Annotated in this window: 27 protein-coding genes; 15 read left to right on the top strand and 12 right to left on the bottom strand. The window is 72.1% G+C overall.

The window, feature by feature from the left end:
• The first annotated feature begins 232 nt into the window (after window positions 1-232).
• Window positions 233-934 carry a hypothetical protein gene (locus Q0994_RS10985; RefSeq protein WP_299532224.1) on the top strand — a complete coding sequence of 234 codons (702 nt, stop codon included), beginning with the start codon at window positions 233-235 and terminating at the stop codon, window positions 932-934.
• Between the two features lie 64 nt (window positions 935-998).
• On the opposite strand, the gene Q0994_RS10980 is transcribed toward Q0994_RS10985, so the two are convergent.
• Together Q0994_RS10980 and Q0994_RS10975 are read right to left on the bottom strand one after the other, a co-directional pair.
• Window positions 999-1,211: a DUF397 domain-containing protein gene (locus Q0994_RS10980; RefSeq protein WP_299532222.1), complete on the bottom strand. Its 213-nt coding sequence runs from the start codon at window positions 1,209-1,211 to the stop codon at window positions 999-1,001.
• A complete protein-coding gene (locus Q0994_RS10975; RefSeq protein WP_363325549.1) occupies window positions 1,208-2,086 on the bottom strand; it encodes a helix-turn-helix transcriptional regulator in 879 nt (292 codons plus the stop codon). The genes Q0994_RS10980 and Q0994_RS10975 overlap by 4 nt, the downstream gene beginning before the upstream one ends.
• Window positions 2,087-2,217: 131 nt before the next feature.
• Between Q0994_RS10975 and Q0994_RS10970 the strand changes: the two genes are divergently transcribed.
• The 3 genes from Q0994_RS10970 (at window position 2,218) to Q0994_RS10960 (ending at window position 4,796) form a co-directional block, all read left to right on the top strand.
• The gene (locus tag Q0994_RS10970; protein WP_299532217.1) at window positions 2,218-2,637 is read left to right on the top strand and encodes an ATP-binding protein; all 420 of its coding nucleotides are present in this window, start codon (window positions 2,218-2,220) and stop codon (window positions 2,635-2,637) included.
• Window positions 2,638-2,965: 328 nt separating this feature from the next.
• Window positions 2,966-4,396, top strand: a complete 1,431-nt coding sequence (locus tag Q0994_RS10965; RefSeq protein WP_299532215.1) for a hypothetical protein — start codon at window positions 2,966-2,968, stop codon at window positions 4,394-4,396.
• Window positions 4,397-4,526: 130 nt separating this feature from the next.
• On the top strand, window positions 4,527-4,796 hold the full coding sequence (locus tag Q0994_RS10960; RefSeq protein ID WP_299532213.1) for a GlsB/YeaQ/YmgE family stress response membrane protein: 270 nt from the start codon (window positions 4,527-4,529) through the stop codon (window positions 4,794-4,796).
• 75 nt (window positions 4,797-4,871) lie between these two features.
• Here Q0994_RS10960 and Q0994_RS10955 read toward each other — a convergent pair whose 3' ends face one another.
• Window positions 4,872-5,087, bottom strand: coding sequence for a hypothetical protein (locus tag Q0994_RS10955; RefSeq protein WP_299532211.1), 216 nt, complete (start codon window positions 5,085-5,087; stop codon window positions 4,872-4,874).
• Between the two features lie 235 nt (window positions 5,088-5,322).
• Here Q0994_RS10955 and Q0994_RS10950 point away from each other — a divergent pair, with 235 nt between their 5' ends.
• Window positions 5,323-8,553, top strand: a complete 3,231-nt coding sequence (locus Q0994_RS10950; protein WP_299532208.1) for a BTAD domain-containing putative transcriptional regulator — start codon at window positions 5,323-5,325, stop codon at window positions 8,551-8,553.
• On the opposite strand, the gene Q0994_RS10945 is transcribed toward Q0994_RS10950, so the two are convergent.
• Together Q0994_RS10945 and Q0994_RS10940 are read right to left on the bottom strand one after the other, a co-directional pair.
• Window positions 8,534-9,319 (bottom strand): ABC transporter permease, encoded by a 786-nt coding sequence (locus Q0994_RS10945; RefSeq protein ID WP_299532206.1) that lies wholly within the window; start codon window positions 9,317-9,319, stop codon window positions 8,534-8,536. The two genes, Q0994_RS10950 and Q0994_RS10945, sit on opposite strands and share 20 nt — an antisense overlap.
• The gene (locus Q0994_RS10940) at window positions 9,316-10,320 is read right to left on the bottom strand and encodes an ATP-binding cassette domain-containing protein (protein ID WP_299532204.1); all 1,005 of its coding nucleotides are present in this window, start codon (window positions 10,318-10,320) and stop codon (window positions 9,316-9,318) included. The genes Q0994_RS10945 and Q0994_RS10940 overlap by 4 nt, the downstream gene beginning before the upstream one ends.
• A 229-nt stretch (window positions 10,321-10,549) precedes the next feature.
• Between Q0994_RS10940 and Q0994_RS10935 the strand changes: the two genes are divergently transcribed.
• The 3 genes from Q0994_RS10935 to Q0994_RS10925 all read left to right on the top strand — a co-directional run bounded on the left by Q0994_RS10935 (window position 10,550) and on the right by Q0994_RS10925 (window position 13,322).
• Complete coding sequence (locus tag Q0994_RS10935; protein WP_299532202.1) at window positions 10,550-11,701, top strand: hypothetical protein; 1,152 nt, start codon at window positions 10,550-10,552, stop codon at window positions 11,699-11,701.
• A 95-nt stretch (window positions 11,702-11,796) separates the two neighbouring features.
• Window positions 11,797-12,321, top strand: a complete 525-nt coding sequence (locus tag Q0994_RS10930; protein WP_299532200.1) for a GNAT family N-acetyltransferase — start codon at window positions 11,797-11,799, stop codon at window positions 12,319-12,321.
• Complete coding sequence (locus Q0994_RS10925; RefSeq protein ID WP_299532198.1) at window positions 12,318-13,322, top strand: ABC transporter substrate-binding protein; 1,005 nt, start codon at window positions 12,318-12,320, stop codon at window positions 13,320-13,322. The genes Q0994_RS10930 and Q0994_RS10925 overlap by 4 nt, the downstream gene beginning before the upstream one ends.
• 249 nt (window positions 13,323-13,571) lie before the next feature.
• Here Q0994_RS10925 and tuf read toward each other — a convergent pair whose 3' ends face one another.
• From tuf to Q0994_RS10895, 6 genes are all read right to left on the bottom strand, one after another.
• Window positions 13,572-14,765, bottom strand: a complete 1,194-nt coding sequence (gene tuf / locus Q0994_RS10920) for an elongation factor Tu (protein ID WP_299532196.1) — start codon at window positions 14,763-14,765, stop codon at window positions 13,572-13,574.
• A 162-nt stretch (window positions 14,766-14,927) separates the two neighbouring features.
• Window positions 14,928-17,057 (bottom strand): elongation factor G, encoded by a 2,130-nt coding sequence (gene fusA, locus Q0994_RS10915; RefSeq protein ID WP_299532194.1) that lies wholly within the window; start codon window positions 17,055-17,057, stop codon window positions 14,928-14,930.
• Between the two features lie 38 nt (window positions 17,058-17,095).
• The gene (gene rpsG, locus Q0994_RS10910) at window positions 17,096-17,566 is read right to left on the bottom strand and encodes a 30S ribosomal protein S7 (RefSeq protein ID WP_007445917.1); all 471 of its coding nucleotides are present in this window, start codon (window positions 17,564-17,566) and stop codon (window positions 17,096-17,098) included.
• 2 nt (window positions 17,567-17,568) lie between these two features.
• A complete protein-coding gene (gene rpsL / locus Q0994_RS10905; protein ID WP_003948652.1) occupies window positions 17,569-17,940 on the bottom strand; it encodes a 30S ribosomal protein S12 in 372 nt (123 codons plus the stop codon).
• A 375-nt stretch (window positions 17,941-18,315) separates the two neighbouring features.
• Window positions 18,316-19,203 carry a hypothetical protein gene (locus Q0994_RS10900; RefSeq protein WP_299532187.1) on the bottom strand — a complete coding sequence of 296 codons (888 nt, stop codon included), beginning with the start codon at window positions 19,201-19,203 and terminating at the stop codon, window positions 18,316-18,318.
• Window positions 19,204-19,475: 272 nt separating this feature from the next.
• A complete protein-coding gene (locus tag Q0994_RS10895) occupies window positions 19,476-19,931 on the bottom strand; it encodes a helix-turn-helix transcriptional regulator (RefSeq protein WP_299532185.1) in 456 nt (151 codons plus the stop codon).
• A gap of 285 nt (window positions 19,932-20,216) precedes the next feature.
• Between Q0994_RS10895 and Q0994_RS10890 the strand changes: the two genes are divergently transcribed.
• From Q0994_RS10890 to Q0994_RS10880, 3 genes are all read left to right on the top strand, one after another.
• Window positions 20,217-20,489: a WhiB family transcriptional regulator gene (locus Q0994_RS10890; RefSeq protein ID WP_299532183.1), complete on the top strand. Its 273-nt coding sequence runs from the start codon at window positions 20,217-20,219 to the stop codon at window positions 20,487-20,489.
• Between the two features lie 99 nt (window positions 20,490-20,588).
• Window positions 20,589-21,404, top strand: a complete 816-nt coding sequence (locus Q0994_RS10885; RefSeq protein WP_299532180.1) for a hypothetical protein — start codon at window positions 20,589-20,591, stop codon at window positions 21,402-21,404.
• Window positions 21,405-21,430: 26 nt separating this feature from the next.
• Window positions 21,431-21,634: a hypothetical protein gene (locus Q0994_RS10880; protein ID WP_299533023.1), complete on the top strand. Its 204-nt coding sequence runs from the start codon at window positions 21,431-21,433 to the stop codon at window positions 21,632-21,634.
• A gap of 548 nt (window positions 21,635-22,182) precedes the next feature.
• On the opposite strand, the gene Q0994_RS10875 is transcribed toward Q0994_RS10880, so the two are convergent.
• Window positions 22,183-22,395 (bottom strand): hypothetical protein, encoded by a 213-nt coding sequence (locus tag Q0994_RS10875; protein WP_299533021.1) that lies wholly within the window; start codon window positions 22,393-22,395, stop codon window positions 22,183-22,185.
• Window positions 22,396-22,831: 436 nt separating this feature from the next.
• Between Q0994_RS10875 and Q0994_RS10870 the strand changes: the two genes are divergently transcribed.
• The 4 genes from Q0994_RS10870 (at window position 22,832) to Q0994_RS10855 (ending at window position 25,021) form a co-directional block, all read left to right on the top strand.
• Window positions 22,832-23,242, top strand: a complete 411-nt coding sequence (locus tag Q0994_RS10870) for a hypothetical protein (protein ID WP_299532177.1) — start codon at window positions 22,832-22,834, stop codon at window positions 23,240-23,242.
• A gap of 210 nt (window positions 23,243-23,452) precedes the next feature.
• Window positions 23,453-24,049, top strand: a complete 597-nt coding sequence (locus Q0994_RS10865; RefSeq protein ID WP_299532174.1) for a phage tail protein — start codon at window positions 23,453-23,455, stop codon at window positions 24,047-24,049.
• A 259-nt stretch (window positions 24,050-24,308) separates the two neighbouring features.
• Complete coding sequence (locus Q0994_RS10860; RefSeq protein WP_299532172.1) at window positions 24,309-24,599, top strand: hypothetical protein; 291 nt, start codon at window positions 24,309-24,311, stop codon at window positions 24,597-24,599.
• Between the two features lie 65 nt (window positions 24,600-24,664).
• Entirely contained in the window at window positions 24,665-25,021 is a 357-nt protein-coding gene (locus Q0994_RS10855; RefSeq protein ID WP_299532170.1) for a hypothetical protein, read from the top strand.
• Window positions 25,022-25,139 lie beyond the last annotated feature (118 nt).

Here is a 25,139-nt window from a genome sequence, read left to right as displayed (position 1 = left end):
CCCTCACCCACCTGTCCCGCAGGTACGCCCTTGCCGGATCCCGGCAGTCTGGGGCCCTCTCGACCTTGCCGGGTTTTCCCCTTTCTCCGAGGCGGAAGGCGGTGGCGCAATGGTCCCCGGACGAAGGGGGGCCGCGGGCATGACGGTGCGTACGAGGGCGAGGACAGGAGCGGGAGCGACCGGGCCGGGACGCCCGGCGCGGTACGGGCGGGAACCCCGGTACAGGCCGCTGGTGTGGCTGGTGCTGGGGCTGGTGCTGCTGGCGCCGACCGGGGGCACGGCCCACCTGGTGCGCGGGCTGGTCGCGGACGAGCAGGCGTACCTCGGCGCGCGGCCCTGCGGCGAGGGGGAGTCACCGGCCGGGGCGGACTGCCTGTGGACCGTGGGCGCGACGGTCGTTTCCGCGGGCGAGACGAGGTCCGGCAAGGCGAGGGTCTTCCGCGTGATCGTGCGGGAGCACCAGTCACCGCCGTCGGAGCTGTCGGTCGACTTCGGGCTGCCCAGCGAACTGGCGGAGCACGGCATCCGACCGGGGGCCGAGGTGGAGATCACGAGTTGGCGGGCCACCCCGGTCTCCATGCGCCACGGCGGGATCACCGAGGAGGTGAACGGCGGAATGCCCGACGAAATGGCCTCACCGGTGGCGGGGTTCGCCCTGTCGGGCCTCTGGCTGTCGGCCCTCTGCCTCGTCGCCGCGTTCCGCAGCCACCGCCGCATCCGCCGCGCGTCGGAGGGACTGTCCGTCTCCCCACGGGTCCCGTTCGGCACGGGGAAGTTTGCTGCCGTGGCCCTCGTCCCCGGAGCACTGGGCATCGTCTCGAACTTCGTCCAGGACGGATGGACCTCCGTGATCATGACGGCGGTCCTCACGGCGGCAGTCGCCGTCCCGCTGACGATCCTGGCGCTGGGCTGGGACCGGGAGCCCGGGACGTGACGCGGGGGCGTGGTCGTTCCACGCGGATGAGTCGCTTCACGGTGACGGTGCTGCCGCTACGGGATCACCCCCGCGAGGTGTACGCCACGAAGTCCGCCCACGCGGCACCGCCGAAACCGAGCTGAGGGCCGGGCACGTTCTTGGAGTCGCGGACGTGGACGCCGGTACCGGCGCCGGTCGACGCCACCTCGACGCAGTCGGAGGAGGCATCGCTACCGCTGTAACTGCTCTTGAACCAGGACAGTTCGCTTCTGTCCACGGCGGCCTCGCTCTTCATGTCTCACCCAACACTTTCTCGATAGTAGCCAGCGACTCCGGCGGCGCGAGCGCCTGCGCTCGGAGGCTCCCGTAGATCATCTCAAGCACCTGAACTTCCTTGGCGTCAGAGACAACTTGTCTGAGGTGCTGCACTTCGGTGTAACCCACCGAGTCGCCGTTGCTCAGCTTGAACACTCGAAAGCCTCCCATGAGGCCGGCGTGGTCTTCCAGAGCGGTGGGCAGCACTTGCAGTTCCACATTGCGCAGTTTCCCGACTTCCAGTAGATGTTCGAGCTGCCGCCGGTGAACTTCCCTGCCGCCCAGCGGCCTGTGGAGGCTCACCTCGTCCTGGATGAAGCTGAAGATCGGCGTGGTGCGGCCCTTCTGCATGATTTCCTGCCGGGAAAGCCTTGCCGCGACCGCTCGCTCGATGACGTCCTCGGAGTAGAGGGGGCGCCTCGTCCCGAACAGGGCTCTGGCGTACTCGGGCGTCTGCAACAGGGCGTGCAGTGTCTGCTGCGTGTACGACCCGATCTCCACCGCGTCCGCCTCCAGCCGGGCCAGGTCGCGGACCTTCTTCGGGTAGCGGGCCTCGGCCACGTCCTTCTGCATGGCGGAGATCTTGCCGCCCGCGCCCAGTACCTCGTCCGCCCGGTCCAGGAACTCGGGCTTGGGGATGCGGGTGCCCGACTCGACCTTGTAGACCAGGTTCTCGCTGTAGCCGATGGCGACGCCCAGTTCCCCGGGGCGCATTCCGGCGGCCTCGCGCCAGAGCCGGATCTGGCGGCCGACCGCCGCGATGACCGCGCCGGAGTCGTCCTCCAGCCCGAAGCCGCCGGCGTCCGCCTCGTCCTGGGCGTAGGCCGTACGGTCCTCGTCGTCGTTCGCCTCCATCGCTCCCGCCTTCCCGCACATCGGGCGCTCGCCCGTACTCCTTGGACAGGAGCGGCCGCCGACTGGACAGTCACCGTCCGTACTCACGTCGATGCTTCTCAGCGTAGAGACATCCCGCCACGCTGAGTCACGTGAACCGAGAAATCACCCAACCGCGCGCACGCGCCGGACAGTTCAGCATTCAGCTTTCCGCCACCCCTCGGGGTGCGCGGCTCGCCCGGCTTCTGGCCACCGAGCAGTTGCGGTCCTGGGGTCTCCCGCTGGAGACGCCCGCACTCGTGGTGGCCGAGCTGGCCGCCAACGCCGTTTCGCACGGCCACGTCGAGGGCCGGGACTTCCGGCTGTTGATGACCCTCGCGGGGGACGTGCTGCGTGTCGGGGTCGTGGACACCCGGGGCGATCTGCTGCCGTGCGTACGGGCACCGGAGACGGACGACGAATCGGGGCGGGGGCTGGTGCTCGTCGCGGCGCTGGCCGTCGACTGGGGCGTGGAGCACGGGCCGTCCCCCCGGAAGACCGTGTGGGCGGAGGTCGCTGTCGTGGGGGCGTGAGGCGCCGGAACGGGCCGCGAACCACCGGGTCGCAGGGACCGCGACCCGGTGGGCCTGAGCGTGGTGGACCGGGTCGCGGGCGACCAGGTCGTGGCCTCGCGGGTCGTGGCGGGCCGCGCGGTTAAAGGCTTTTGAGAACGAGGGAAATCACCCTCCCCACCCTCCCCGGTCCCCTGGTCACCCGCACGGGTGAGATCTGCCAACTTTGGTCGCTTTGGGGCGGCTTGGCGGGCTTATGCTCAGCCCGAGACAGACACGAGACGGCCCCCGACGGAACTGAGAATCCCGGTCGAGGGCCTGACCATTCAGGAAGAGAAGAGCCTTCCCCATGGCTAGCCCGCAGGTTACCGCGCCCCGGTGCGCCCCGACCGGTTCGACCGGTCCCCTCGCCGGTGTCGTCCACGTCAACGAGCGCCACGCCGCCCGCTTCACCGTGATCGGCAACCACCTCTCCCAGCACCGTGAGTTGTCGCTGCTGGCCATCGGGCTCGCCGCCCACATCCAGTCGCTGCCCGCCGGGGCGCGCGTCGGCATCAAGTTCCTCTCCGCCCGCTTTCCGGAGAGCGAAGCGCGGATCGCGGCGGCTCTGCGGGAGTTGGAGGCGCAGGGCTACCTAGCCCGCCGCCGGGAGCGGCTGCCGGACGGCCGGATCGTGACCCGGACGGTTTCGTACAACCAGCCGAAGGGTGCCGCCCTCGCAGGCGCGGCGGTGGCAGCAGGCGGGGCGGGGACGAGGGCCGGGGTCGGCTCCAGTCCCCGCCCCGGGGCCGGACCGGCGAAGAGGTCGTCCGGGCGCGGATCGACGGAGCACCGGACGCCGGAGCGCGGGGCGTCCGGGGGCGGTGGGTACGCCCGCCCCCCGAGGGAGGCGGCTCCGGCCCACCTGAGGTCCCGGTGGGCCCGTGTCCACAAGGGCGGGGTCCCGGGAGCCGCGCACGACCCGATCTCCCCGTTGGGGGCGTCGGTGACCACCCTGATGCGCGGGATGGGCGTTTCCCCCGAGCCCTCCCCGGCGGCCCCCCGCCCGGTCGCCGTCCCGAGTATCACCCCGGCGCCCGTACCGGCCGTCGCGCCCGCGCCCGTACCGGCAGCCGTACCCGTCCCCGCACCCGTACCGGCAGCCGTCCTCGCACCCGTTCCCGTACCGGCCGTCGTACCCGCCCCCGCGCTCGTACCCGCACCCGTTCCCGTTCCCGTACCGCCCTTGACCCCGACGGCCGCGCCCGGACCGGTCGAGGCACCCGGACAGGAGCCCGCCGCTACGGCCCTGTCCGCTCCACCGCCCCGGGAGTTCTCGGGGCCCGGCCCGCGCAGGCTCCCCCGCCGGGAGCCCGAGACCGTACCGGCAGGCGCCGACCCCGCTCAGCTGGCGACCGCGACCTCGCTGCTCGGCGGCCTGCGCGAGCGGGACCGGCAGCTGGCCCTCGGCGAGGGTGAGATCGGGCGTCTCGCGCCGCTCGTGCTGCCCTGGCTGGAGCGGGGCGTACGGCCCGAGACGCTGTGCCGGACGCTGGTGAGGGATCTGCCGCACCCGGTGAAGTACCCGGCGAAGTTCCTGCGCCACCGTCTCACCGACCTGCTGCCGCCCGCCCCGGCAGGGAGCCCGTCCACGGCCGCGCATCCGCCGCACCCGATGCAGAACTGCGAGGGCTGCGACCGCGCCTACCGGGCCCCGGAGCCGGGACGCTGCGGCGGTTGCACCACTGCGGGACCGGACATCCCCACCGTCCCCGCCCGCGTCGGGTCACCGCCCCGATGAGACGGTCCCCGCGCTGCGCCCGGTCGGCGGGCCCACTGCGAAAAGTTTTGGCGCAGGCCGTTTGAAGAGCCCGGCACGGTACAGACGATGTTCTGACACAGTCTTTATACGACCAGGTAGGAGACGCAACATGGGCATCATTGCCTGGATCATCATCGGTCTGCTCGCCGGCCTCATCGCGAAGGCGCTCATGCCGGGCAAGGACCCGGGCGGCATCATCATCACGATGCTCATCGGCATCGCGGGCGGCCTCCTCGGCGGCTGGCTCGGCAAGGTCATCTTCGGTGTCGACTCGATCGACGGCTTCTTCGAGCTCTCCACCTGGATCGCCGCCATCGTCGGCTCGATGATCCTGCTCGCGCTGTACCGCGTCATCAGCGGTAACCGTCGCCACGCCTGACCCGAAGGCCTCGGACAGGCACCCCCGTGCGCTGTGGCCCCCGCCCTCTCTGGGCGGGGGCCACAGCGCTGTCCGTCACGGACGGCGAGCATCCCTCGTCGTCGGGAAGGTGTTGTGCACCGTCATCGAGCTGTAGGACGAACGGTCGTCGTGGGCCTGCGTCCGTCGGGCCTGCTCGATGAGAAGGCCGTCGGCGTTCTCCGTGGCACGGTTGCCGCGTCGGACCAGCGTGACGATCAGGAAGACCACCAGCGCGGCCAGCAGCCCGACGAAGACACCCAAACTGATCATGAAACCCCCCGGTACACGTGCTGACGCACCACGTCCCCTTGATCTTCCCGCACCGACCGCTGCCGCATAAGCCCTCCGGCGTCCTTGTCCGATCCATGCCATCAGCTCCGGCACCGGCCGTGCGTGTGGGCCGGACCTCGTTCCGCCGGCAGAGGCAGACGCTGACGACAGCGGGTTCATCGCGGGGTTCGGGGACGCGGGGTTCGGGGGCCGTCGGCTTGGCTAATCTGCACGGGTGACCACCGACCTGACCCTGTTGCCGCGCGTCGCCCATCGCGGGCAGGAGGTCACCGCGCCCCGCCTCCGGGCCCTGCTCGCACTGCTCGCGGGCGACCTGCGGGCGGGGTGCGGCACCGAGCGGCTGGTGGAGGGGCTGTGGCCGGGCGAACTGCCCGAGCGGCCGGGGAAGGCGCTCCAGGTGCTGGTGTCCCGGGCCCGCGCGCAGTTGGGGGCCGGCCTGATCGTCAGCACACCCACCGGTTACCGGCTCGCGCTGCCCGAGGCGCAGGTCGACAGTTCCGCGCTGCTGCTGCACGCGGCGGCCTGCGCCGACCGGGCGAGGGCCGGGGACCACGCGGGTTCGCTGGCCGCCGCCGAGGCCGGGCTCGCACTGTGGCAGGGGACCTCGGACGACCCCGGCGACGCGGAGGACCCGGTGGACGCGCTGCGCGCCGAGCGCGCCCCCGTGCGCGACGCCCTGGTACGCGCGCGGGCGCTCGCTCTCGCCCGGCTCGGGCGGCACGCGGAGGCGGCCGGGCCCCTGGCCGTCGCGGCCGGGCGCCACCCGCGCGACGAGGAGGTGCTCGCCGAACTGCTGCGCGGCGAGGCGGCGACCGCCGGGCCGTCCGCCGCGCTCACCCGCTACGAGGCGTACCGGCGCGAGCTGCGCGACGAGCTGGGCACCAGTCCGGGGGCCGGACTGCGGGCCGTGCACCGGGAGTTGCTGCGCGGGGAGGCTCCTGTCGCCCGGCACGGCGTACCGCACGAGCCGAATCAGCTGCTCGGCCGGGACGAGGACGTGGCGGCGGTGGAGCTGCTGCTGCGCGGGTCCCGCGCGGTCACCGTGATGGGTCCGGGCGGCCTCGGCAAGACCCGGCTCGCGCACGCCGTCAGCCGCCGCGCCGCACAGCGGGTGGTGCACTTCGTGCCGTTGGCGGCCGTCGCCACCGACGCGGAGGTGGCCGGAGAGGTCGCCTCGGCGCTCGGCGCGGGCGACGGCCGGCCGGGGGCCATGGGCGGGCTCGCCCCGGCCGACCCGGTGACCGGCATCCTCGGCGCCCTCGGCTCCGGCCCCGCGCTGCTGGTCCTCGACAACTGCGAGCAGGTCGTCCGGGGCGCCGCCGAACTCGTTCAGACGCTGCTCCGGTCGTCGGAGGACCTGCGGGTGCTGGCCACCAGCCGGGCCCCGCTGGGGCTCACCTCGGAAGCGGTCTACGCCCTGCCGGAACTCGGACTCGCCACCTCCGTCGAGCTGTTCACCCAGCGGGCCCGCGCCGCCCGCAGCGGGGTGCAGCTCCCGCCGGACGCGGTGGCCGAGCTGTGCCGCCACCTCGACGGGCTGCCGCTCGCGGTGGAACTGGCCGCCGCGCGCGTGCGGGTGCTGTCCGTCCCGGAGATCGCCCGCCGGCTCGGCGACCGGTTCGCGCTGCTGCGCGGCGGGGCCCGGGACGCCCCGGAGCGGCACCGCACGCTGCACGCCGTCGTGGACTGGAGCTGGAACCTGCTCGCCGAGGACGGCCGGGCGGCGCTGCGGCTGCTGTCCGTCTTCCCCGGCGGCTTCACCGGCGGGGCGGCGGAACAGGTGCTGGGCGAGGACGCCCTGTTCCTGCTGGAGCAGCTCGTCGACCAGTCGCTGCTGACCGTGGTGGACGCCCCGGCCGGGGTCCGGTTCCGGATGCTGGAGACCGTACGCGAGTTCAGCGCGGCCCGGCGCACCGAGGCGGGCGAGGAGGACCTGGCCGTCGACCGTTTCCTGCTCTGGGCACGGGACTTCGGGGTAGCGCACCACGACTTCCTGTTCGGTGTCGAGCCGCAGGCGGCCTGGGAGCGTATCCGGGCCGAGCAGGACAATCTCGTACCGGCACTGCGGCACGCGCTGGCACGCGAGGACGGGCCCACCCTCGCCGCGCTCACCGCGACGCTGTCGGCCCTCTGGTCCACCGACTCCAACTACCCGCGCCTGGCGGCCCTCGCCGCCGACACCGGACAGGCGCTGTCGCACTACCACCCGGAGCCCGAGTACGTCGAAGTGGCCCGCGCCGCCGCGGTGATGTGCACCGCGCTGCTGCTCATGGTCCAGGGCCCGCGCGCGGTGCGGCACTTGGTCACGTTGCGGCGGCTTCCGCCGGCCCCGCCGGACACCCTGCTGCGCGCCACGGCGGCGGTGCTGAGCGCCGTCCCCGACATACGTCCGCCGCACTACACGGTCCTGCGCGGGCTGTGCGCCGGGGACGACAGGTACCCGCTGGTCGCCGGCATCGCCGAGTGCATGGCCACCTACGTCTGGGAGTACGAGCACGACTTCGACAGCGCGATCACCTCGGCCCGCCGGGCGGTGGCCGCGCTGGCCGCCGTCGACAACCCGACCGTGCAGCTGATGGCGCACTCCCGGCTGGCCGAGCTGTGCCTGCGTACCGAGCAGAGCGACGAGGCGTACGCGCATCTGCGGGTGTCGTTGGGGATGCTGCCGCGGCTCGGCGACGGGCGGGACAACATCGGGCTGCGTTCTGCCCTGGTCCTGGCCTGCCTGCACCGGGGCGACCCGGACGAGGCCGAGGACTGGCTCCGGCTGGCGGAAGACGAGGCCACTTCTCCGCAGGACGCCCTGTACACCACCGACCTCGGCGCCCGCGCCGAGATCGCGCTCACCCGCGGGCTGACGGAGGTGGGGCTCGGGCTGTGGCGCTCCACCGTGGAGCGCACGCTGGCGGCCGCCGCCGCGCAGGGCGACGAGACCTGGCTCGGCCCGTGGACGCTCCAGGTGCAGGCGGCGGCGGTGACGGCGCACGCGTACACGGGCCGCGCCGGGCTGGTCGCGGAGATGGCCGACCGGGTCCGGGAGCGGCTGTCGGCGATGGTCGACGGGCCCGCGCGCTCCCCCATGGACCTGCCGCACATCGGCACCGCGCTGCACGCCCTGGGCGTGGTCGCGCTCGCCTCGCGGACGGCCGGAGGCGAGGACGCCGGGGACGGGGAGGCCGTGGGCGGGGAGGCCGTGGGCGGGGAGGCCGTGGGCGTGTCCGGCGAGGACGCGGGCCGGGCGGTGCGGATGATCGCGCTGGCCGAACGGCTGCGGGCGATGCGCGAGTTCCACCCGACGATGTCCTCCGACCGGGCCCGGAAGCTGTCCCAGAACGCCGACGGGGCGGCGTACGCCGACGCGGTGTCGGAGTACGCCGCCCTCGGGCGGGACGGGCTGTGGGACGCGGCCCGTGCGCTCATCCCCGTTACTTCGGGTCGCGGTTGAACGAGGCCATGCACCAGCGGTAGCCGAGCGCGGTCAGTGCGACGCACCAGGCGACCGCGATCCACCCGTTGTTGCCGATCTCGGTGCCGAGCAGCAGACCGCGCAGGGTCTCGATGGCCGGTGTGAAGGGCTGGTACTCGGCGATCGGCCGGAACCAGCCCGGCATCGCGTCGGCCGGGACGAACGCGCTGGAGATCAGCGGGAGCAGGATCAGCGGCATCGCGTTGTTGCTGGCCGCCTCGGCGTTCGGGCTGACCAGCCCCATGCCGACGGCGATCCAGGTGAGCGCCACCGAGAACATCACGAGCAGGCCGAAGGCCGCGAGCCACTCCAGGGGGGTGGCGTGGGAGGACCGGAAGCCGATGGCCACGCCGACCGCGCCGACCAGGACCACGGCGGCGACGGACTGGAGCACACTGCCGACGACGTGCCCGACGATCACCGAGCCGCGGTGGATCGCCATGGTGCGGAAGCGGGCGATGATGCCCTCGGACATGTCCATCGCCACGGAGACCGCGGCCCCGACGACGGTGCCGCCGATGGTCATCATCAGGATGCCGGGGACGATGTAGGCGACGTAGTCGGATCTGCCCCCGCCGCCGATGCCGACGCTCATCGTGTCGCCGAAGATGTAGACGAAGAGCAGCAGCAGCATGATCGGCGTGAGCAGCAGGTTCAGGGTGAGCGACGGGTAGCGGCGCGCGTGGAGCAGGTTGCGGCGCAGCATCGTGGACGAGTCGCGGACGGCGAGGGAGAGGGAACTCATCGGACGGTCTCCTTGGAGGTCTGGTCCGGCCGGGCCTGGCCCGGCTGGGTGGGCACGCTGTGCTGGGCGTCGTTGCCGGTGAGGGCGAAGAAGACGTCGTCGAGGTCGGGGGTGTGGACGGTGAGCTCGTCGGCCTCGATGGTGGCCGAGTCCAGCCAGTCGAGGATGGAGCGCAGCTCGCGCTGGCTGCCGTCGCTCGGGATCTGGAGGGTGAGCGCGTCGTCGTCGCGGGCCGCGTCGCGCAGGGCGTCGGCGGCGGACCGGTAGGCCGCCGGGTCGGTGAACCGGAGCCGGACGTGACCGCCCGGGATGAGCCGCTTGAGCTCCTCCGCGGTGCCCTCGGCGGCGATCCTGCCGTTGTTCAGGACCGCGATGCGGTCGGCGAGTTCGTCGGCCTCCTCCAGGTACTGGGTGGTGAGGAAGACGGTCACGCCGCCGGTCACCAGCTCGCGGACGATCTTCCACACGTCGTGCCGGGAGCGCGGGTCGAGGCCGGTGGTCGGTTCGTCGAGGAAGATGATCCGCGGGCCGCCGACCAGGGTCATGGCGATGTCGAGCCGGCGCTTCATGCCGCCGGAGTAGGTGGACGCGGGCTTCTTGGCGGCCTCGGTGAGGTCGAACCGCTCCAGCAGTTCGGCGGCGACGCGGCGGCCCTCGGCCTTGGACAGGTGGTGCAGGTCCGCCATGAGGAGCATGTTCTCCTCGCCGGTGATCAGACCGTCGACGGCCGAGAACTGGCCGGTGACCCCGATCGCGGCCCGCACGGCCTGCGGGTCGGCCGTCAGGTCGTGCCCGCCGACCCGCACCTCTCCGGCGTCGGCGGTGATCAGGGTCGAGAGGATCTTCACGGCGGTGGTCTTGCCGGCCCCGTTCGGGCCGAGCAGCGAGAAGACGGTGCCGGCCGGGACCGACAGGTCGATGCCGTCGAGGACCTTCTTGTCCCCGTAGGCCTTGTGCAGCCCCTGGGCCGCGATGGCGAGTTGCGGTGGTGTCGTCGTCATGCGGAGAAGACTGCGGCAGGGCGCATTCAGCGCGGTTTCACGGCGGTTTCAGTGCCCTGGAACCGTCGGCCGGGCGAGATCCGTTCACTGCACATGGATGCGGGCGTAGGCTGCGGCCGCGAGGACACACGCACCGGCGGACCGCGGGGCGGGGCGCGCGAACACGGCGGCCGGGTCCGGGGGCGGCCGGGCCGCACCACCCGGTGGGCCGCCCGAGGGGGACGGATCCATGAAGAAGAACGAGGACCGCGCGGCGCTGCCGCGCCGGGCGACCTGGTGGTGCCGGGTGACCGGGACGGCGGCGCTGGTGACCGGGGCGCTCACCACCGCGAACCTGATGTTCCCCATGCCCGAACTGGGCTTCTGGCAGGACCCGGCGGTGCGGACGACGGCCCTGACGGCGGTATTCACCGCACTCTGGTGGATCGGTGCGCTGCTCGCTCCGCCCCTGGTCCTCCCGCCGCCGCCGGCGGCCCCCGGCTCGGCCGTCGTCCCCGCCGTCGTCCCCGCCCGGCTGCCCCGCCGTCGCGGCATCCGGCCGACGTTGCTGGCCGGCCTGATGCTCGCCGCGCTGCCGCTCGTCGTGATCCGCACGATCGACGCCCACCCCGGTCCACTGGAACCCGCCATGCCGCTGCTCACCGGCTTCGTCGGCCTGCTGTCGCTGTTCCTTCTGCGGACCTGGCTGGTCAGCCTCGCCGACGGCCTCGGCGGTCCGCACGCCGGTCCCGCCGAACTGCGCCGGGACGCCGCCGCCGGAGCGGTCGCCGCACGCCGCGTACGCGTGGGCGAGGCCCGGTGGGACGGCGGGGGCGATGTCACCTGGGCCGAACGCCGGCTGGTGCTGACGGCCGACGACCGGAGCTACGCGCTCCGGACGGTGGACGGGAAGAACACCCGCTTCCGGTGGCTGGACCTGGAGCCGGGCATCGCCCTGAAGGGACAGGAGGGATGGCTGTGCTGGGCGTCGGCCGGCGGTTCCTGGGGCGACCCGGAGGAGCCGATGGGCGCCGCTCTGGTCACCGACGGCGGACACGTCGTCTGGGGCGTCACCGACCGCTACCAGGCGGAGACCGCCTACACGCCCGGACACTCCCACCCCACCGGGCCCCGCCGGGTCCGCCGGGCCCCGCGCACCTCGCTCTACCGCCCCACCGCGCACCCGTACGGCCTGGGCATGGGTGCGGTGACCCTGCTCGCGCTCGTCGTCGCCGAACGCGGAACCGGGCCGGACGTGCTGTCCTGGGCCCTGGCCCTGGCGGCCGGGGCCGCCGGCGTCCGGGGCCTGTACCGGTTCTGCGACCGCTTCGAGGAGATCCCCGGCCGCGGCTGGACGCGCTCGGCGTCCGCCGCGGTCCGGCACGCGCGACGCGAGCCGTAGGGGAGAGCCGTAGGGAGACGGCCGGGAATCCACGGGTACGGCCCGCACGGGGCCCCGGCCCGTCGTACATCCGCCCCGTGTCGAATACTTGTCGCATGGAGAACACCACCGCCGTCGCATGGGCCCTGCGCCCCGCGACGCCCGGCGACGTCGAGGCCCTGGCCGAGCTGCGGGCCGTCGTGATGCGGCCGGATCTGGAACGGCTGGGGCGGTACGACGCCCGGCGCGTCCGGCAGCGGCTGCGGGACGCCTGGACGCCGCACCACACCTCGGTGGTCCTCGTGGACGGCGTACTCGCCGGCTGCGCGGCGCTGCGTCCCGCCGAAGGCCCGGACGGGCCGTGCTGGTGGCTGGAGCACTTCATGCTCTCCCCCGCGCACCAGGGCCGCGGCCTCGGCGGCGAGGTGCTGCGCGCACTGCTCGCCCGCGCGGACCGGCATGTGGGCGCCGGCGGCGGACCGGTCCGCCTCAACGTCCTGCGGGGCAGCCGGGCCCGGACCCTGTACGAGCGGCACGGGTTCGTGGAACAGCAGCGGGAGCCGTGGGACCCGGTGGACGTGTTCATGGTCCGGGACGTCCAGGAGGTCCGGGACGTGCGGGACGCCGGGGGACGGGCATGAGCGGCCGCGCCACCCGCACGCCCCCGCGCGGCGCCCGCCGACGTCCCGGTGCGCTGCTGCTCGCCGCCGTCGCGGTCGTCGTCTCCGTCACGGCGTGCAGTCAGGAGTCCGCGCCCGGCGGCGGGGCCACGGTCGCCGTGGAGGGCGCACTCGGCACCGCGAAGATCACCGGCACCCCGCGCCGCGTGGTCGCGCTCGACACCACCAGCGCCGACCTCGCCGTCGCGCTCGGGACGAAACCCGTCGCGATGGCCGAGGCGGAGGGCACGGCCGGCTCCGTACTGCCCTGGACGGCGAAGTCCCTCACCGGGAAGCGCCCCGTCCTCTTCTCCGCCGCCGCCGGCGATCCGGTCGCCCGGATCGCCGCGTACAAGCCCGATGTCATCCTCGCCGTCGGCGACCGCCGCCTGCCGGACAGCTATACCGCGCTCACGGCCGTCGCCCCCGTGGTCCACTACACGATCGGCCCGGACACCGACTCCTGGCAGGCGATGACCCGCACCGTGGCCCGCGCGCTGCGGGTGCCCGACCGGGGCGAACAGCTCATCGCGGCGGCCGACCAGGCGGCGGCCGACGCGCGGGCTGCGCACCCCGCCCTCGTCGGCGAACGGTTCAGCCTGCTCCTCAACCCGATGCCGCACGGCGTCGGCGCCGCCAACTCCCGCAAGGACCCGTCCGGCCGCGTGCTCGGCAAGCTCGGCCTGAAGCTGGACGAGGTGCTCAACCAGCTCCCGCCGTCCAGCTATCCGGGCCGCACCTATCTCGCGTACGAGGATCTCGCGGTGGCCGACACCGACCTGGTCTTCGCCACCGGCGCGGACGACGCCATGCGGACCCTGGAGGAACAACCCGCCTTCCGGTCGCTGAAGGCGGTGAAGGAGGGCCGTTACGTCCGGCTCGACCCGACGCTCGCCCAGGCGCTCGCGGACCCCACCCCCCGCAGCATCGAGTACGCGGTCGAGCAACTGGCCGGACGCGTGGACGCCGTCGTACGGAAGTAGGCCGACGCAGGCGGATCGTACGGAACCGGGGGGCGGGGCCCGGCGCGTCGCGCCCACGACCGGGCATGTCCCGGCCCCGCCCCGGGCATGTCCCGGTCCGGTCCGCGGCCGGACATCCCGCGAGGCATCCCGACGCACCCCCGCACGTCCCCCGGACATGCAGAAGGGCCCCGTCCCACCGCTCGCGCGGCGGGCCGGGGCCCCTCTCGGTGCTCTTGTGCGGAGCTACCAGGTCAGACGGTCAAGTGATTACTTGACGATCTTGGTGACCTGGCCGGCGCCCACGGTCCGGCCACCCTCACGGATGGCGAACTTCAGGCCCTCTTCCATGGCGACCGGCTGGATCAGCGTGACGTTCATGACGGTGTTGTCGCCCGGCATGACCATCTCGGTGCCCTCGGGAAGGGTCACAACGCCCGTCACGTCCGTGGTACGGAAGTAGAACTGCGGGCGGTAGTTGTTGAAGAAGGGGGTGTGACGGCCACCCTCGTCCTTCGACAGGATGTAGGACTGGGCCTCGAACTCGGTGTGCGGCGTGACCGAACCGGGCTTGATGATGACCTGGCCGCGCTCGACGTCCTCGCGCTTGATGCCACGGAGGAGCAGACCGACGTTCTCACCGGCCTGGCCCTCGTCGAGCAGCTTGCGGAACATCTCGATGCCGGTGACCGTGGTGGTGGTCTTGTCCTGCTTGATACCGACGATGTCGACGGTCTCGTTGACCTTGAGGACACCACGCTCGATGCGGCCGGTGACGACGGTGCCACGACCGGTGATCGTGAAGACGTCCTCGATCGGCATCAGGAACGGCTTGTCGACGTCGCGCTCGGGCTGCGGGATGGACTCGTCGACGGCCTTCATCAGGTCGAGAACGGTCTTGCCCCACTCGGCGTCGCCCTCAAGAGCCTTGAGCGCCGAGACCTTGACGACCGGAAGGTCGTCGCCCGGGAACTCGTACTCGGAGAGGAGCTCGCGGACCTCGAGCTCGACGAGCTCCAGGATCTCCTCGTCGTCCACCATGTCGGCCTTGTTCAGGGCGACGACGATGTACGGAACGCCGACCTGGCGGGCCAGGAGCACGTGCTCCTTGGTCTGCGGCATCGGGCCGTCGGTCGCGGCGACGACGAGGATGGCGCCGTCCATCTGCGCCGCACCCGTGATCATGTTCTTGATGTAGTCGGCGTGACCCGGGCAGTCGACGTGCGCGTAGTGACGCGACTCCGTCTGGTACTCGACGTGCGCGATGGAGATGGTGATACCGCGCTGGCGCTCTTCGGGAGCCTTGTCGATCTGGTCGAAGGCCGAGGCCTCGTTCAGGTCCGGGTACGCGTCGTGCAGCACCTTGGTAATGGCGGCCGTGAGGGTCGTCTTACCGTGGTCGATGTGACCGATGGTGCCGATGTTGACGTGCGGCTTAGTCCGCTCGAACTTTGCCTTCGCCACTGGGATCCTCCTGCGGAGTGGTTCTGTACGCCTTGCTTCATCGGCGCCAGGTGATCTTTGCTGGGATGCCGGGTCCCGGGGGCATTCTCCGCACAACTGGTGTTCTGCGTCGAATGCCCCACCGGGCTCCGGTGACAAGCCTAAAGCGTGAGCTCGGGAGAGTTACTCGCCCTTGGCCTTCGCGATGATCTCCTCGGCGACGTTCCGCGGAACCTCGGCGTAGGAGTCGAACTGCATCGAGTAGCTTGCGCGACCCGAGGTCTTGCTGCGGAGGTCTCCGACGTAGCCGAACATCTCCGAGAGGGGCACGAGGCCCTTCACGACGCGAGCGCCGCTGCGCTCCTCCATGGCCTGGATCTGGCCACGGCGGGAGTTGAGGTCGCCGATGACATCGCCCATGTAGTCCTCGGGCGTGGTGACCTCGACGGCCATCATCGGCTCCAGGAGCACGGGGGACGCCTTGCGGGCACCCTCCTTGAACGCCTGCGAACCGGCGATCTTGAAGGCGAGCTCGGAGGAGTCGACCTCGTGGTAACCACCGTCGAGAAGGGTGACGCGGACGCCGACCATCTCGTAACCGGCCAGGATGCCGAACTGCATGGCTTCCTGGGCGCCCGCGTCCACCGAGGGGATGTACTCACGGGGGATGCGGCCACCGGTGACCTTGTTGACGAACTCGTACGACGCGTCGCCGCCCTCGATGGGCTCGAGCGCGATCTGCACCTTCGCGAACTGGCCGGTACCACCAGTCTGCTTCTTGTGCGTGTAGTCGATGCGCTCGACGGTCTTGCGGATCGTCTCGCGGTAGGCGACCTGCGGCTTGCCGACGTTCGCCTCGACGCGGAACTCGCGCTTCATGCGGTCGACGAGCACCTCGAGGTGAAGCTCGCCCATACCACCGATGATGGTCTGGCCGGTCTCCTCGTCGGAGTGCACCTGGAAGGAGGGGTCCTCCTCCGAGAGGCGCTGGATGGCGACACCCAGCTTCTCCTGGTCACCCTTGGACTTGGGCTCGATGGCGACCTGAATGACCGGCGCCGGGAAGTCCATGGACTCCAGGATGACCGGGTTCTTGTCGTCGCACAGCGTCTCACCGGTGGTGGTCTGCTTGAGACCCATCACGGCGATGATGTCGCCGGCGCCCACCGACGCGATCTCCTCACGCTTGTTCGCGTGCATGCGGTAGATCTTGCCGATGCGCTCCTTCTTGCCCTTGACGGAGTTCAGCACCGCGGTGCCGGCCTCCAGGCGACCGGAGTAGATCCGGACGAAGGTGAGCTTGCCGAGGTGCGGGTCGCTCGCGATCTTGAACGCCAGGCCGGAGAACGGCTCGTCGTCCGAGGGCTTGCGCTTCACGACGACCTCGGGGTCCTTGACGTCGTGGCCCTCGATGGCCTCGACGTCCAGGGGCGAGGGCAGGTAGCGGACGACCGCGTCCAGCAGGGGCTGAACGCCCTTGTTCTTGAACGCGGTGCCACAGAACACCGGGGTGACGGTCACGGAGCCCGCGCCGCCCTTCGACGCCAGCGTGATCCGACGGATCGCGGTGTGCAGCTGCTCCTCGGTGGGCTCTTCGCCCTCGAGGTACAGCTCCATCATCTCGTCGTCGTTCTCGGAGACGGCTTCGAGGAGCTTGCCGCGCCACTCCTGAGCGAGCTCGGTGTGCGACTCCGGGATCTCCACGGTGTCGTACATCTCGCCCTTGGCGGCCTCGTCCGACCACACGAACGCCTTCATCGACACGAGGTCGACGACGCCGGTGAAGTCGGCCTCGGAGCCGATCGGGAGCTGCATGACGAGCGGCACCGCTCCGAGGCGGTCGACGATCATGTCGACGCAGCGGAGGAACTCGGCACCGGTCCGGTCGAGCTTGTTGACGAAGCAGATGCGCGGCACGCCGTAGCGGTCCGCCTGACGCCAGACGGTCTCGGACTGGGGCTCGACGCCGGCCACACCGTCGAACACGGTGACGGCGCCGTCGAGGACGCGGAGCGAACGCTCCACCTCGACGGTGAAGTCGACGTGACCCGGGGTGTCGATGATGTTGATGGTGTGGTCAACATCGTTCAGCGGCCAGTGGCAGGTCGTCGCGGCGGACGTGATCGTGATGCCGCGCTCCTGCTCCTGCTCCATCCAGTCCATCGTGGCAGCGCCGTCGTGGACTTCACCGATCTTGTAAGACACACCGGTGTAGAACAGGATCCGCTCGGTGGTGGTCGTCTTGCCCGCGTCGATGTGGGCCATGATCCCAATGTTGCGGACCTTGGCCAGGTCAAGCGAAGTGGTGGCCATAAGGCTCAGTCTTCTCTCGGTCTCGATGGGGGTAGCGACTACCAGCGGTAGTGCGCGAAGGCCTTGTTGGACTCGGCCATCTTGTGGGTGTCCTCGCGCTTCTTGACCGCAGCGCCGAGGCCGTTGGAGGCGTCGAGCAGCTCGTTCATGAGGCGTTCGGTCATGGTCTTCTCGCGGCGGGCGCGGGAGTAACCGACGAGCCAGCGCAGAGCGAGGGTGGAGGCGCGACCGGGCTTGACCTCGATCGGCACCTGGTAGGTGGCGCCACCGACACGGCGGGACTTGACCTCGAGCGACGGCTTGACGTTCTCGAGCGCGCGCTTCAGCGTGATGACCGGGTCGTTGCCGGTCTTCTCGCGGAGGCCTTCCATCGCGCCGTACACGATCCGCTCGGCGGTGGAACGCTTGCCGTCGAGGAGGATCTTGTTGATCAGCGAGGTGACAAGAGGAGAGCTGTAGACCGGGTCGATGATGACCGGGCGCTTCGGGGCGGGGCCCTTACGAGGCATTCTTACTTCTCCTTCTTGGCGCCGTAGCGGCTGCGGGCCTGCTTGCGGTTCTTGACACCCTGGGTGTCGAGAGAGCCGCGGATGATCTTGTAACGAACACCCGGCAGGTCCTTCACACGGCCACCACGCACGAGCACGATGGAGTGCTCCTGCAGGTTGTGTCCCTCACCCGGGATGTAGGCCGTGACCTCGATGCCGGAGGTCAGACGCACACGCGCGACCTTACGGAGCGCCGAGTTCGGCTTCTTCGGGGTGGTCGTGAACACACGCGTGCAGACGCCGCGGCGCTGGGGCGAACCCTCGAGCGCGGGCGTCTTGTTCTTCTCGACCTTGTCCTGCCGGCCCTTCCGGACCAGCTGCTGGATCGTAGGCACTACTTCTCCGGTTTCTGTGTGCCGTTCGTGAAACTAACCTGGAACACACACCGACCCACGCGGTCGGGTGTGTCGAACACTGCAAGTCACTGCCCGGAGGCAGAGAAGGCGCAGATTGCGGTGGCTACCGACGGACTCGCGATGCGGTTGAGGACACGCACCGGAGCCCAGGCACACCCCAGGCACAAGGCTTGAGCGTACCTACCTCATCGACTTGGGTCAAAACAAATGCTGTCCAGCGGCACGGACCCACGCCCCGGAGCCGCGCGGCGTACACCGCACACCGTTCCCACCGTACGCGCACGGGCCACGGGAACCGGTTCCGCGTCACGCTGCATGCACGGCGAGTGACCGGCCCGGCACCGGCGCCGGGGGTCAACCCCCTTGGGGGCGGCCCTTCTTCGGCGCCCGGATCAGCCGCGGAATGGTGGGCACCTTGGAGCGGCGGTTCTTGGGGGCGAACACCGGCGCGGGCGAGGAGGGAGCCTCGGGGGTGGGGGTGGGTTCGGAAGTGGTGGGGCCGGGCTCGGGAGCGGGCGGGCCGGGCTCGGGAGCGGGCGGGCCGGGCTCGGGAGCGGGCGGGCCGGGTTCGGCGGCGGGGTCGTCCGGGGCGGGGGCGCGATCGCCGGGTCCGGGTTCCGCGGCGGGGGTGGCTGCGGTGGGGGCGGGTTCGCCGACGGCGGGTTCGGGTGCTTCGTACGCGGCGGGCGCGGGGGCGGCCCGCCCGGGGGCGTTCGGCGCGGCGGCGACGGGGTCGGGGTCCGCTGGTTCGGGGTTCACACGGACCGAGTCTGCTGCATCGGGGACCGCGACCACGTGCTCCGCGGGGGCGCGGTCCGCCGGTCCTTGCGGGCCGGGGACCTCACCGGCGGTGCCGGCATCACGCGGTGCGACCCCGCGGACACGAGAGGTACCCCTGCGGCGGAACGGGATGACCGCGGCCTGCCCCGGAGTGCGGTCGCCGCCCTCCGCAGGAAGGGACCCCACCCGTGCGGCCACTTCGTCGTACTGGGCCATCGCGTCGCGCCAGCCCTTCCCGTACGCGGCGAACTCGCGCCGTTCGACGTCCTCGCGCGGGAGAACCACCAGATCCCCCGGCGCGTGTCCGCCCAGCAGGATGCCGACGGCGGCGAGCAGCCGGGCCAGGTCGCCGGAGGGCATCGCCTCGTCCCCCTCCGCGCCGCCCACCGCCGACCGCCGCTGTCGCGGCACGGCCTCGGACGGGCCGTTCGCCTGCCGGGAGCCCTTCTCGCCCTCGACCATGCGCGGCTCTTCCTGACGTTCTCCTTCAGCACCGGCCCCTTTGCGGAGCACGGTCCCCCTGTGCCGGGCTTACCGCCTCCACCACGGTTGAACAGGAACCGGACGCCACCGGCTCTGCCCCTGAACAGGCCCCGAACAGCTTAGACGCCGGTCGTCCCGGCACCGCTCCCGCTCCGGGCAGGCCGAATCCCCGCGCACGGCATGTACGCGGGGGCGCGCTCAAGTGGGCCTCCGCCACCGGCCCTTGCCACGGAAGGCGACGGGAGACCCGGTCAGAGTCTTCGGGTCCGCCGGGCGGGCAACTCCTGCTCGACCGGTTCGGCCGGGAGGAACTGTCCGGCGACCCTCATGAACATCTCCCGCTGGTCGGCCGGGACGCCGAGTGCCGCGGCGGCTTCCTCCAGCGTGATCCGCTCGGCCCCACCCGCACCCGGCCGGTCGTGGGCGTCCGGCGCCGGGGGCAGCGGCAGTTCCTCCTCGGTCAGCCGGCCCGAGCGGATGAGCATCTCGCGCACGGGGATGCCCAGGACGTGCGCGAGTCTGCGCATCGTCTCCAGGTCCGGCATGCTCTGCCGTTGCAACAGCCGCGTGATGGCGGCCCGGTGCACTCCCGCCTCGTCGGCGAGGCGGGACTTCCCGCCGCCGCGCGGGCTGTCGATGTCGTATCCACGCCGCCGGATCACGTCTTCGATCCAGGCCGTGAACTGTTCCAGTTCACTGACGGTCACAGGCCTTCGCCTCCCTCCGAAGCGAAGGCCAGGCTACCGCGCTTGCGCGCGAAGAATTATGAGCTTTCGCGTGCGCAATGTGGAGATCCGGTCGAACTCTTGACTCTTCGGCGCATACGGCAGCCGTTCCGTCACGCTCCGCAGTCGACCGAAAGTGATCCTTCTGCTCGTTTTACGTTGCGCGCTCGCACGCAATCTGTCACTCTGCATCGACCAGCAGCCGAACCCCTCCCGCCCGTTCCGCCGCTCCCGTATCGAGTCGACATCCGCGCACCAGGAGCACCTGTGGACCTGTCCTTCCTCTCCCTCCCGTCCGACACCTGGACCGCGTCGGCCGCCTGCCTGGGCCTTCCCCCGGACACGGTCTTCGCCCGGAAGCCGGCCGAGGCCGCGCCCGCACTCGGCGCCTGCGCCCGGTGCCCGGTCGCCCGGCAGTGCGAGGAGACGGTGGCGCCGGCCGACACCTGGTTCGACGGGGTGTGCGCGGGGCGACTCTGGCGCAACGGGCGCCCCGTCTCCCTGGGCAAGCGCGGCGGCCACCGGCGTCGCGCAGCCTGAACCACCCGCTGGGTAGGCCGCCCCGTTCGAAGAGCAGAACCCAGCACTCCGGAAGACCAGCACACAAGCGCGTGACCACGCGCAGGAAGAGAGCCCGCCATGGGTGAGACGAAGGCTCCCGCAACCACCGGCCCGTACGGGGCCTCCCCCGGACCCGCCGAGCCGGCGGACGGGACCGGCATCGCCCGGGACGCGGCCCTCTGGGCCACCGGTCTGGCCCGCCAGTTCCCGGACCTGCTCGACGAGTTGGCGCCGTCCTCGGGCAGCCGCCCCACCGTCGTCCGGCACGTCCCCGGGCCCGCGGAGCGCGCGGCCCGCGCCGCTCTGACCCGTACCGAACGGGCGGAGGCGCTGCGCAACGAACAGCGCGGGCTCGCCGTCCCCGGCCACTCGGCGGCCCCGGTGCGGCTGCACATCTCGGACGCGTTGCGCGACATCACCGACGGCGTGGTCGAGCTGGAGGAGGCGCTCTTCGGCCGCCTGGGGCTCGGCCGCCCCCGGCGGGCCCCGGTGCCCGAACGGCTCTCCCGGATCGCCGGGCTGCTCGGCCACACCGCAGAGGACCCGACGCTGGCCCGGCACGCGCGCGACGAACTGCGGCGGATGGCACGGCGCTGCGCACGCGCCCTCGGCGAGACCGAGACGATGGTCCGGCTGCCGGGGCGCTGCCCGTGGTGCGACTCGGTCTCCCTGCGCGCCTTCCCCGACCGGGAGGCCGTGCTCTGCGTGAACCCGGGCTGCCGGTGCGGGGACGAGGCGTGCGACTGCGCGACCGATCCCGCCTTCCGGCACCTGTGGGAACGCGACGCCTGGGCCGCCGCGACCGCCGCCGCCGGCTCCTCCGACGCTGACGCCTCCACCACCTCCGCCCCTGCTTCCGCCTCCGCCGCCCCGGCCGGGAGTGTGGCCCGGTGAGCACTTCCCGCAACCCCGGCGCCGCCCTGTCCGGCGTCGCCCTGGTGACCAGTGCCCTCGCGGCGCAGGAGGCTGGGGTGGTGCCCGCGACGATCAGGAAGTGGGTGCAGCTGGGCCATCTGCGACCCTCCGGGCAGCAGGGTCGCGCCCACCTCTACCGCCTGGAGGACGTCTTCGCGGCCGAGCGCGCCGCCCGGCGCGTCCCCCGGGGACGTGCCGCCACTCCGTGAGGACCGGGCGGGCCGCCACGGCCGCCCCGACCGACGTGCCGCGTGCCGCGTGCCGCGTACCGCGTACGCACCGGACACGCGCCGGCAGCGGCCCGACAGCACTCCGCCCCCGGTTCCCGCACAGGGAACCGGGGGCGTTCGTATGCCCGCACCCGGCGAGTCGGCGCGTCGGCGCACCCGAACGGCAAGCGTCCGGCGTCGAGCTGACGCGTCCGGTGTCTCGCGCGTTCCGGTGCGCGCACGGCGTTTCGCGTGTCCGGCGACCGTGTGGCCGCCCGGCGTTTCGCGTGTCCGGCGACCGTGTGGCCATCCGGCGTTTCACGTGTCCAACGGCCGTGTGGCCGTCCGGCGTTTCGCATGTCCCGGCGACCGGTCGGCCGTCCGGGCGCCGGACCTGCGCCCGGCCGCCGGCGGTGGCCGCCCGGCCCGTGCGCGGTGTCCGCCGGGCGCGCACCGGGCGCGGCGAGCGGGTCGCGGAGGGGTGTCCGGAGCGGCGAGTCCGTGCGACGCCGGGGGCCGCGGCCGAGAACCCGGCCGGGGCGCCGGCCTCAGGCGTGGGCTCTGGCGGCGCGGAGAGGTCGTACCGCGGCGGGTCTGGCGGCCATCGCTTCCTGCCAGCCGGAGGAGAAGCCCCGCAGCTCGGCCTCGCCGACGATCCGGGCCCCCACCTCGCCCACGACCGCGGCCAGGGTTCTGCCCATCTCGCCGGTGTAACGCCCGGCCTCCGCCGATTCCACGGCCACCGTGACCGCGGCGGCCATCACGTCGGCCAGCCGCTCCCCCGGCTCCCCGGTCACCACGACTGCTCACCGCCGGAGACCGGCCCCCATTCGCTGTTCGTCGTCACGACCCCACACCGTCCTTACGCCTGCGTCGGTCCATGCCATGTTCGTCACCGATCGAATTTATGTTCGAATCGGCTGTTCAGGATAACGCAGAACCAGGTCCGAGGGGTTGGCATATGACGCCGCGACGCGGCCTTCACCAGCCCTCCACCCTTCAGGCGTTCGAACACTCCACGGTCGCGGCGCACCCAAGTTGGTTGCGCGCACGCAATTCATGGATCACTATGGGTGCAGCGGCGGAGCTGTGCCCACCTCCCTCCGAGGGGCACGGTTCCGCCGCCGCCGTGTCCGGCGTGCGTACGGGCCGTACGCACGGACGTCCGTCCCCGGCCCGTACAAAGGAGTGACCACCATGCCCTCATCCGCGCCAGGGACGTTCCCGGACGTCCAGGCGATCGTGCGGGACCTGCTCAGGACCCGCCCGGAGCTGAGCGACGCGTACGTCGACGACGCACCGCCGGCCGGCTTCGACGGGACGCAGAAGGCCGTGCTGATCTCCCGCATGGGCGGCGCCTGGGTCGACGACCTGCACGTGGACCGACCGCTGATCCAGCTGGAGGTCTACGGGCCGGAGAAGTCGGTGGCGCACAGCCTCGCCAACGCGGCCCGCGCCACGCTGCTGGCCGCGACCGGCACCGTCTTCGGCACCTCGTTCGTCAGCGAGGTGATCGAGGAGGATGGCCCGCGCTGGCTGCCCGACTACATCTACGCGGGCGCCAACCGGTACCTCTGCATCCTCCGCTTCACCGTCCGCACGGACTGACGGCCCCGCGCCGCCGCCCGTACGCACCTACCGCCCCTCCGGGCACCCACGCCGGAGGGAGCACCGGCGTCCGGCCCGATCACCGGGCCGCGCGACGCCCCCACGAACCAGGCTCCGCCGGACCGAACCGGCGGGGCCTTCGCCGTATCCGCCCCGGATACGGCGGCCCCCGCCCGCGGGGGCACCACCCCTGGAAAGGAAGCCACCTTCATGGCTGGTAACAACTCGTCCGAGATCCGCATCGCCGGAACGGGCCGCATCCTCGTGGCCCCGGCCGGCACCCCGGCACCGACCGCCTTCTCCAACGACCCGGCGGCCGACTGGGACAGCGCGGTGTGGCGGGACCTCGGCTACACGTCCACCGACGGCGTGACCTTCTCCAAGAAGGACAAGCTGGACCCGGTCGAGACGTGGCAGGCGGTCAGCCCGGCCCGCTTCATCTACGCGGACCGCGACCTGACGCTGAAGTTCGCCATGCTCCAGTTCAACGAGGACACCCTGCCGTTCTTCATGGGCGGCGACACGGTCTCGGCGGTGAACGCCACCGAGAACCCGGGGGTCTACTCGTACAACGTGCCGGACGGCCCGCAGTTCGACGAGCGCGCCCTCGGCCTGGAGTTCCACGACGGCCTCGACGTCACCTACCGGTTCGTGATCCCGCGCGGCCAGGTCACCGCGTCGGACGACATCAAGCTGGCCCGCAAGGCCGCCGCCTCCCTGGGCGTCACCTTCACGGCGCTGTCCTCCGGCGAGACCCAGCCGCTGGCGACCTTCGTCATGAAGGACCCGTCGTACGCCAAGGTGTGACCCCGCCGCCCCCGGCCTCCGGGGGCGCGACTCCACGGGGCGCCGGAGCTCCGGCCCCGCCGGCGCGACGGCGCCCCGTGACTTCCCTGCCGCACGACCCCGGCGAGCCCCAGCCCGCACGGCCAGTGACCCGCACGGGGTGCACCACCCGCAGCACCCGCAGCACCCGCACGTCAGCACGTACCGAAACCGCCGCACCGCGACGCGCCCGACCGGGCCGCCGGTGCGGCCCCCTTTTCCTTCCCGAAACGGAGATTCCATGGCCACCTTCGACGTGTCCGCCGCCCGCGCCCAGCGCATGGAGGCGCTCGGCCGCTCCTGGTCGTTCACCATCGACGGCGACACCTTCGAGCTGCCGACCGAACTGACCCGCGTCACCGCCCGCGCGCTGCGCGGACTGGACGACAACGACGTCGACGGCCTGCTCGAACTCCTGCTGGGCAAGAAGCAGTTCGCCCGCTTCGCGCAGCTCGACGTCACCATGCAGGACATCGCCGCCATCCTGGAGGCGTACGGCAAGGAGACCGGGCTCGGCCTGGGGGAAGACTGAGCCTCGTCGCGTTCGCCGATGAACACGCCGAGGCTCTCGAAGCGGATCTGCTCCGGCACTACGGGGTGGACCTGCTCGACTGGCACCGGGGAGAACTCTCCTCACGCCGGCTCGCGATCCTGATCAAGCACCTGCCGCGGGACAGCGCCACCATCCGCGACACCGACGGCGAGGCCGCCGAATGGGGCGTCACCGACTACCTGCTGGCGGCGGTCGTGGACCATCTCGCGGCGGCCAACTGGATGTTCTCGGTGGTCAACGGCGACGGCGAGTCCGACCCGCCGGAACAGCCGGTACCGGTGCCGCGGCCGGGGGACGCGGACGAACCAAACGAGGGGGACGAGGCGGTCGGCGGCACCACGTCGGCCGACGCCTCGCAAGCGGTCCCGAGTCCTTCGGAGCTGGCCCGTTTCTTCGGGTGACGCCCACCCGCCGGGCGCCCCCCCCGCGCGGGGGGGGCGGGGGGGGGGGGGGGGCGGGGGGGTGGGGGGGGGGGGGGGTGGCCCCCGTAGAAAGCGGGCCCCGCACCTAGGGACAGTG

It is taken from the genome of uncultured Streptomyces sp., from assembly GCF_947488945.1.
Taxonomy (GTDB): domain Bacteria; phylum Actinomycetota; class Actinomycetes; order Streptomycetales; family Streptomycetaceae; genus Streptomyces.
This window is presented reverse-complemented; position numbering and strand designations above follow the sequence as displayed.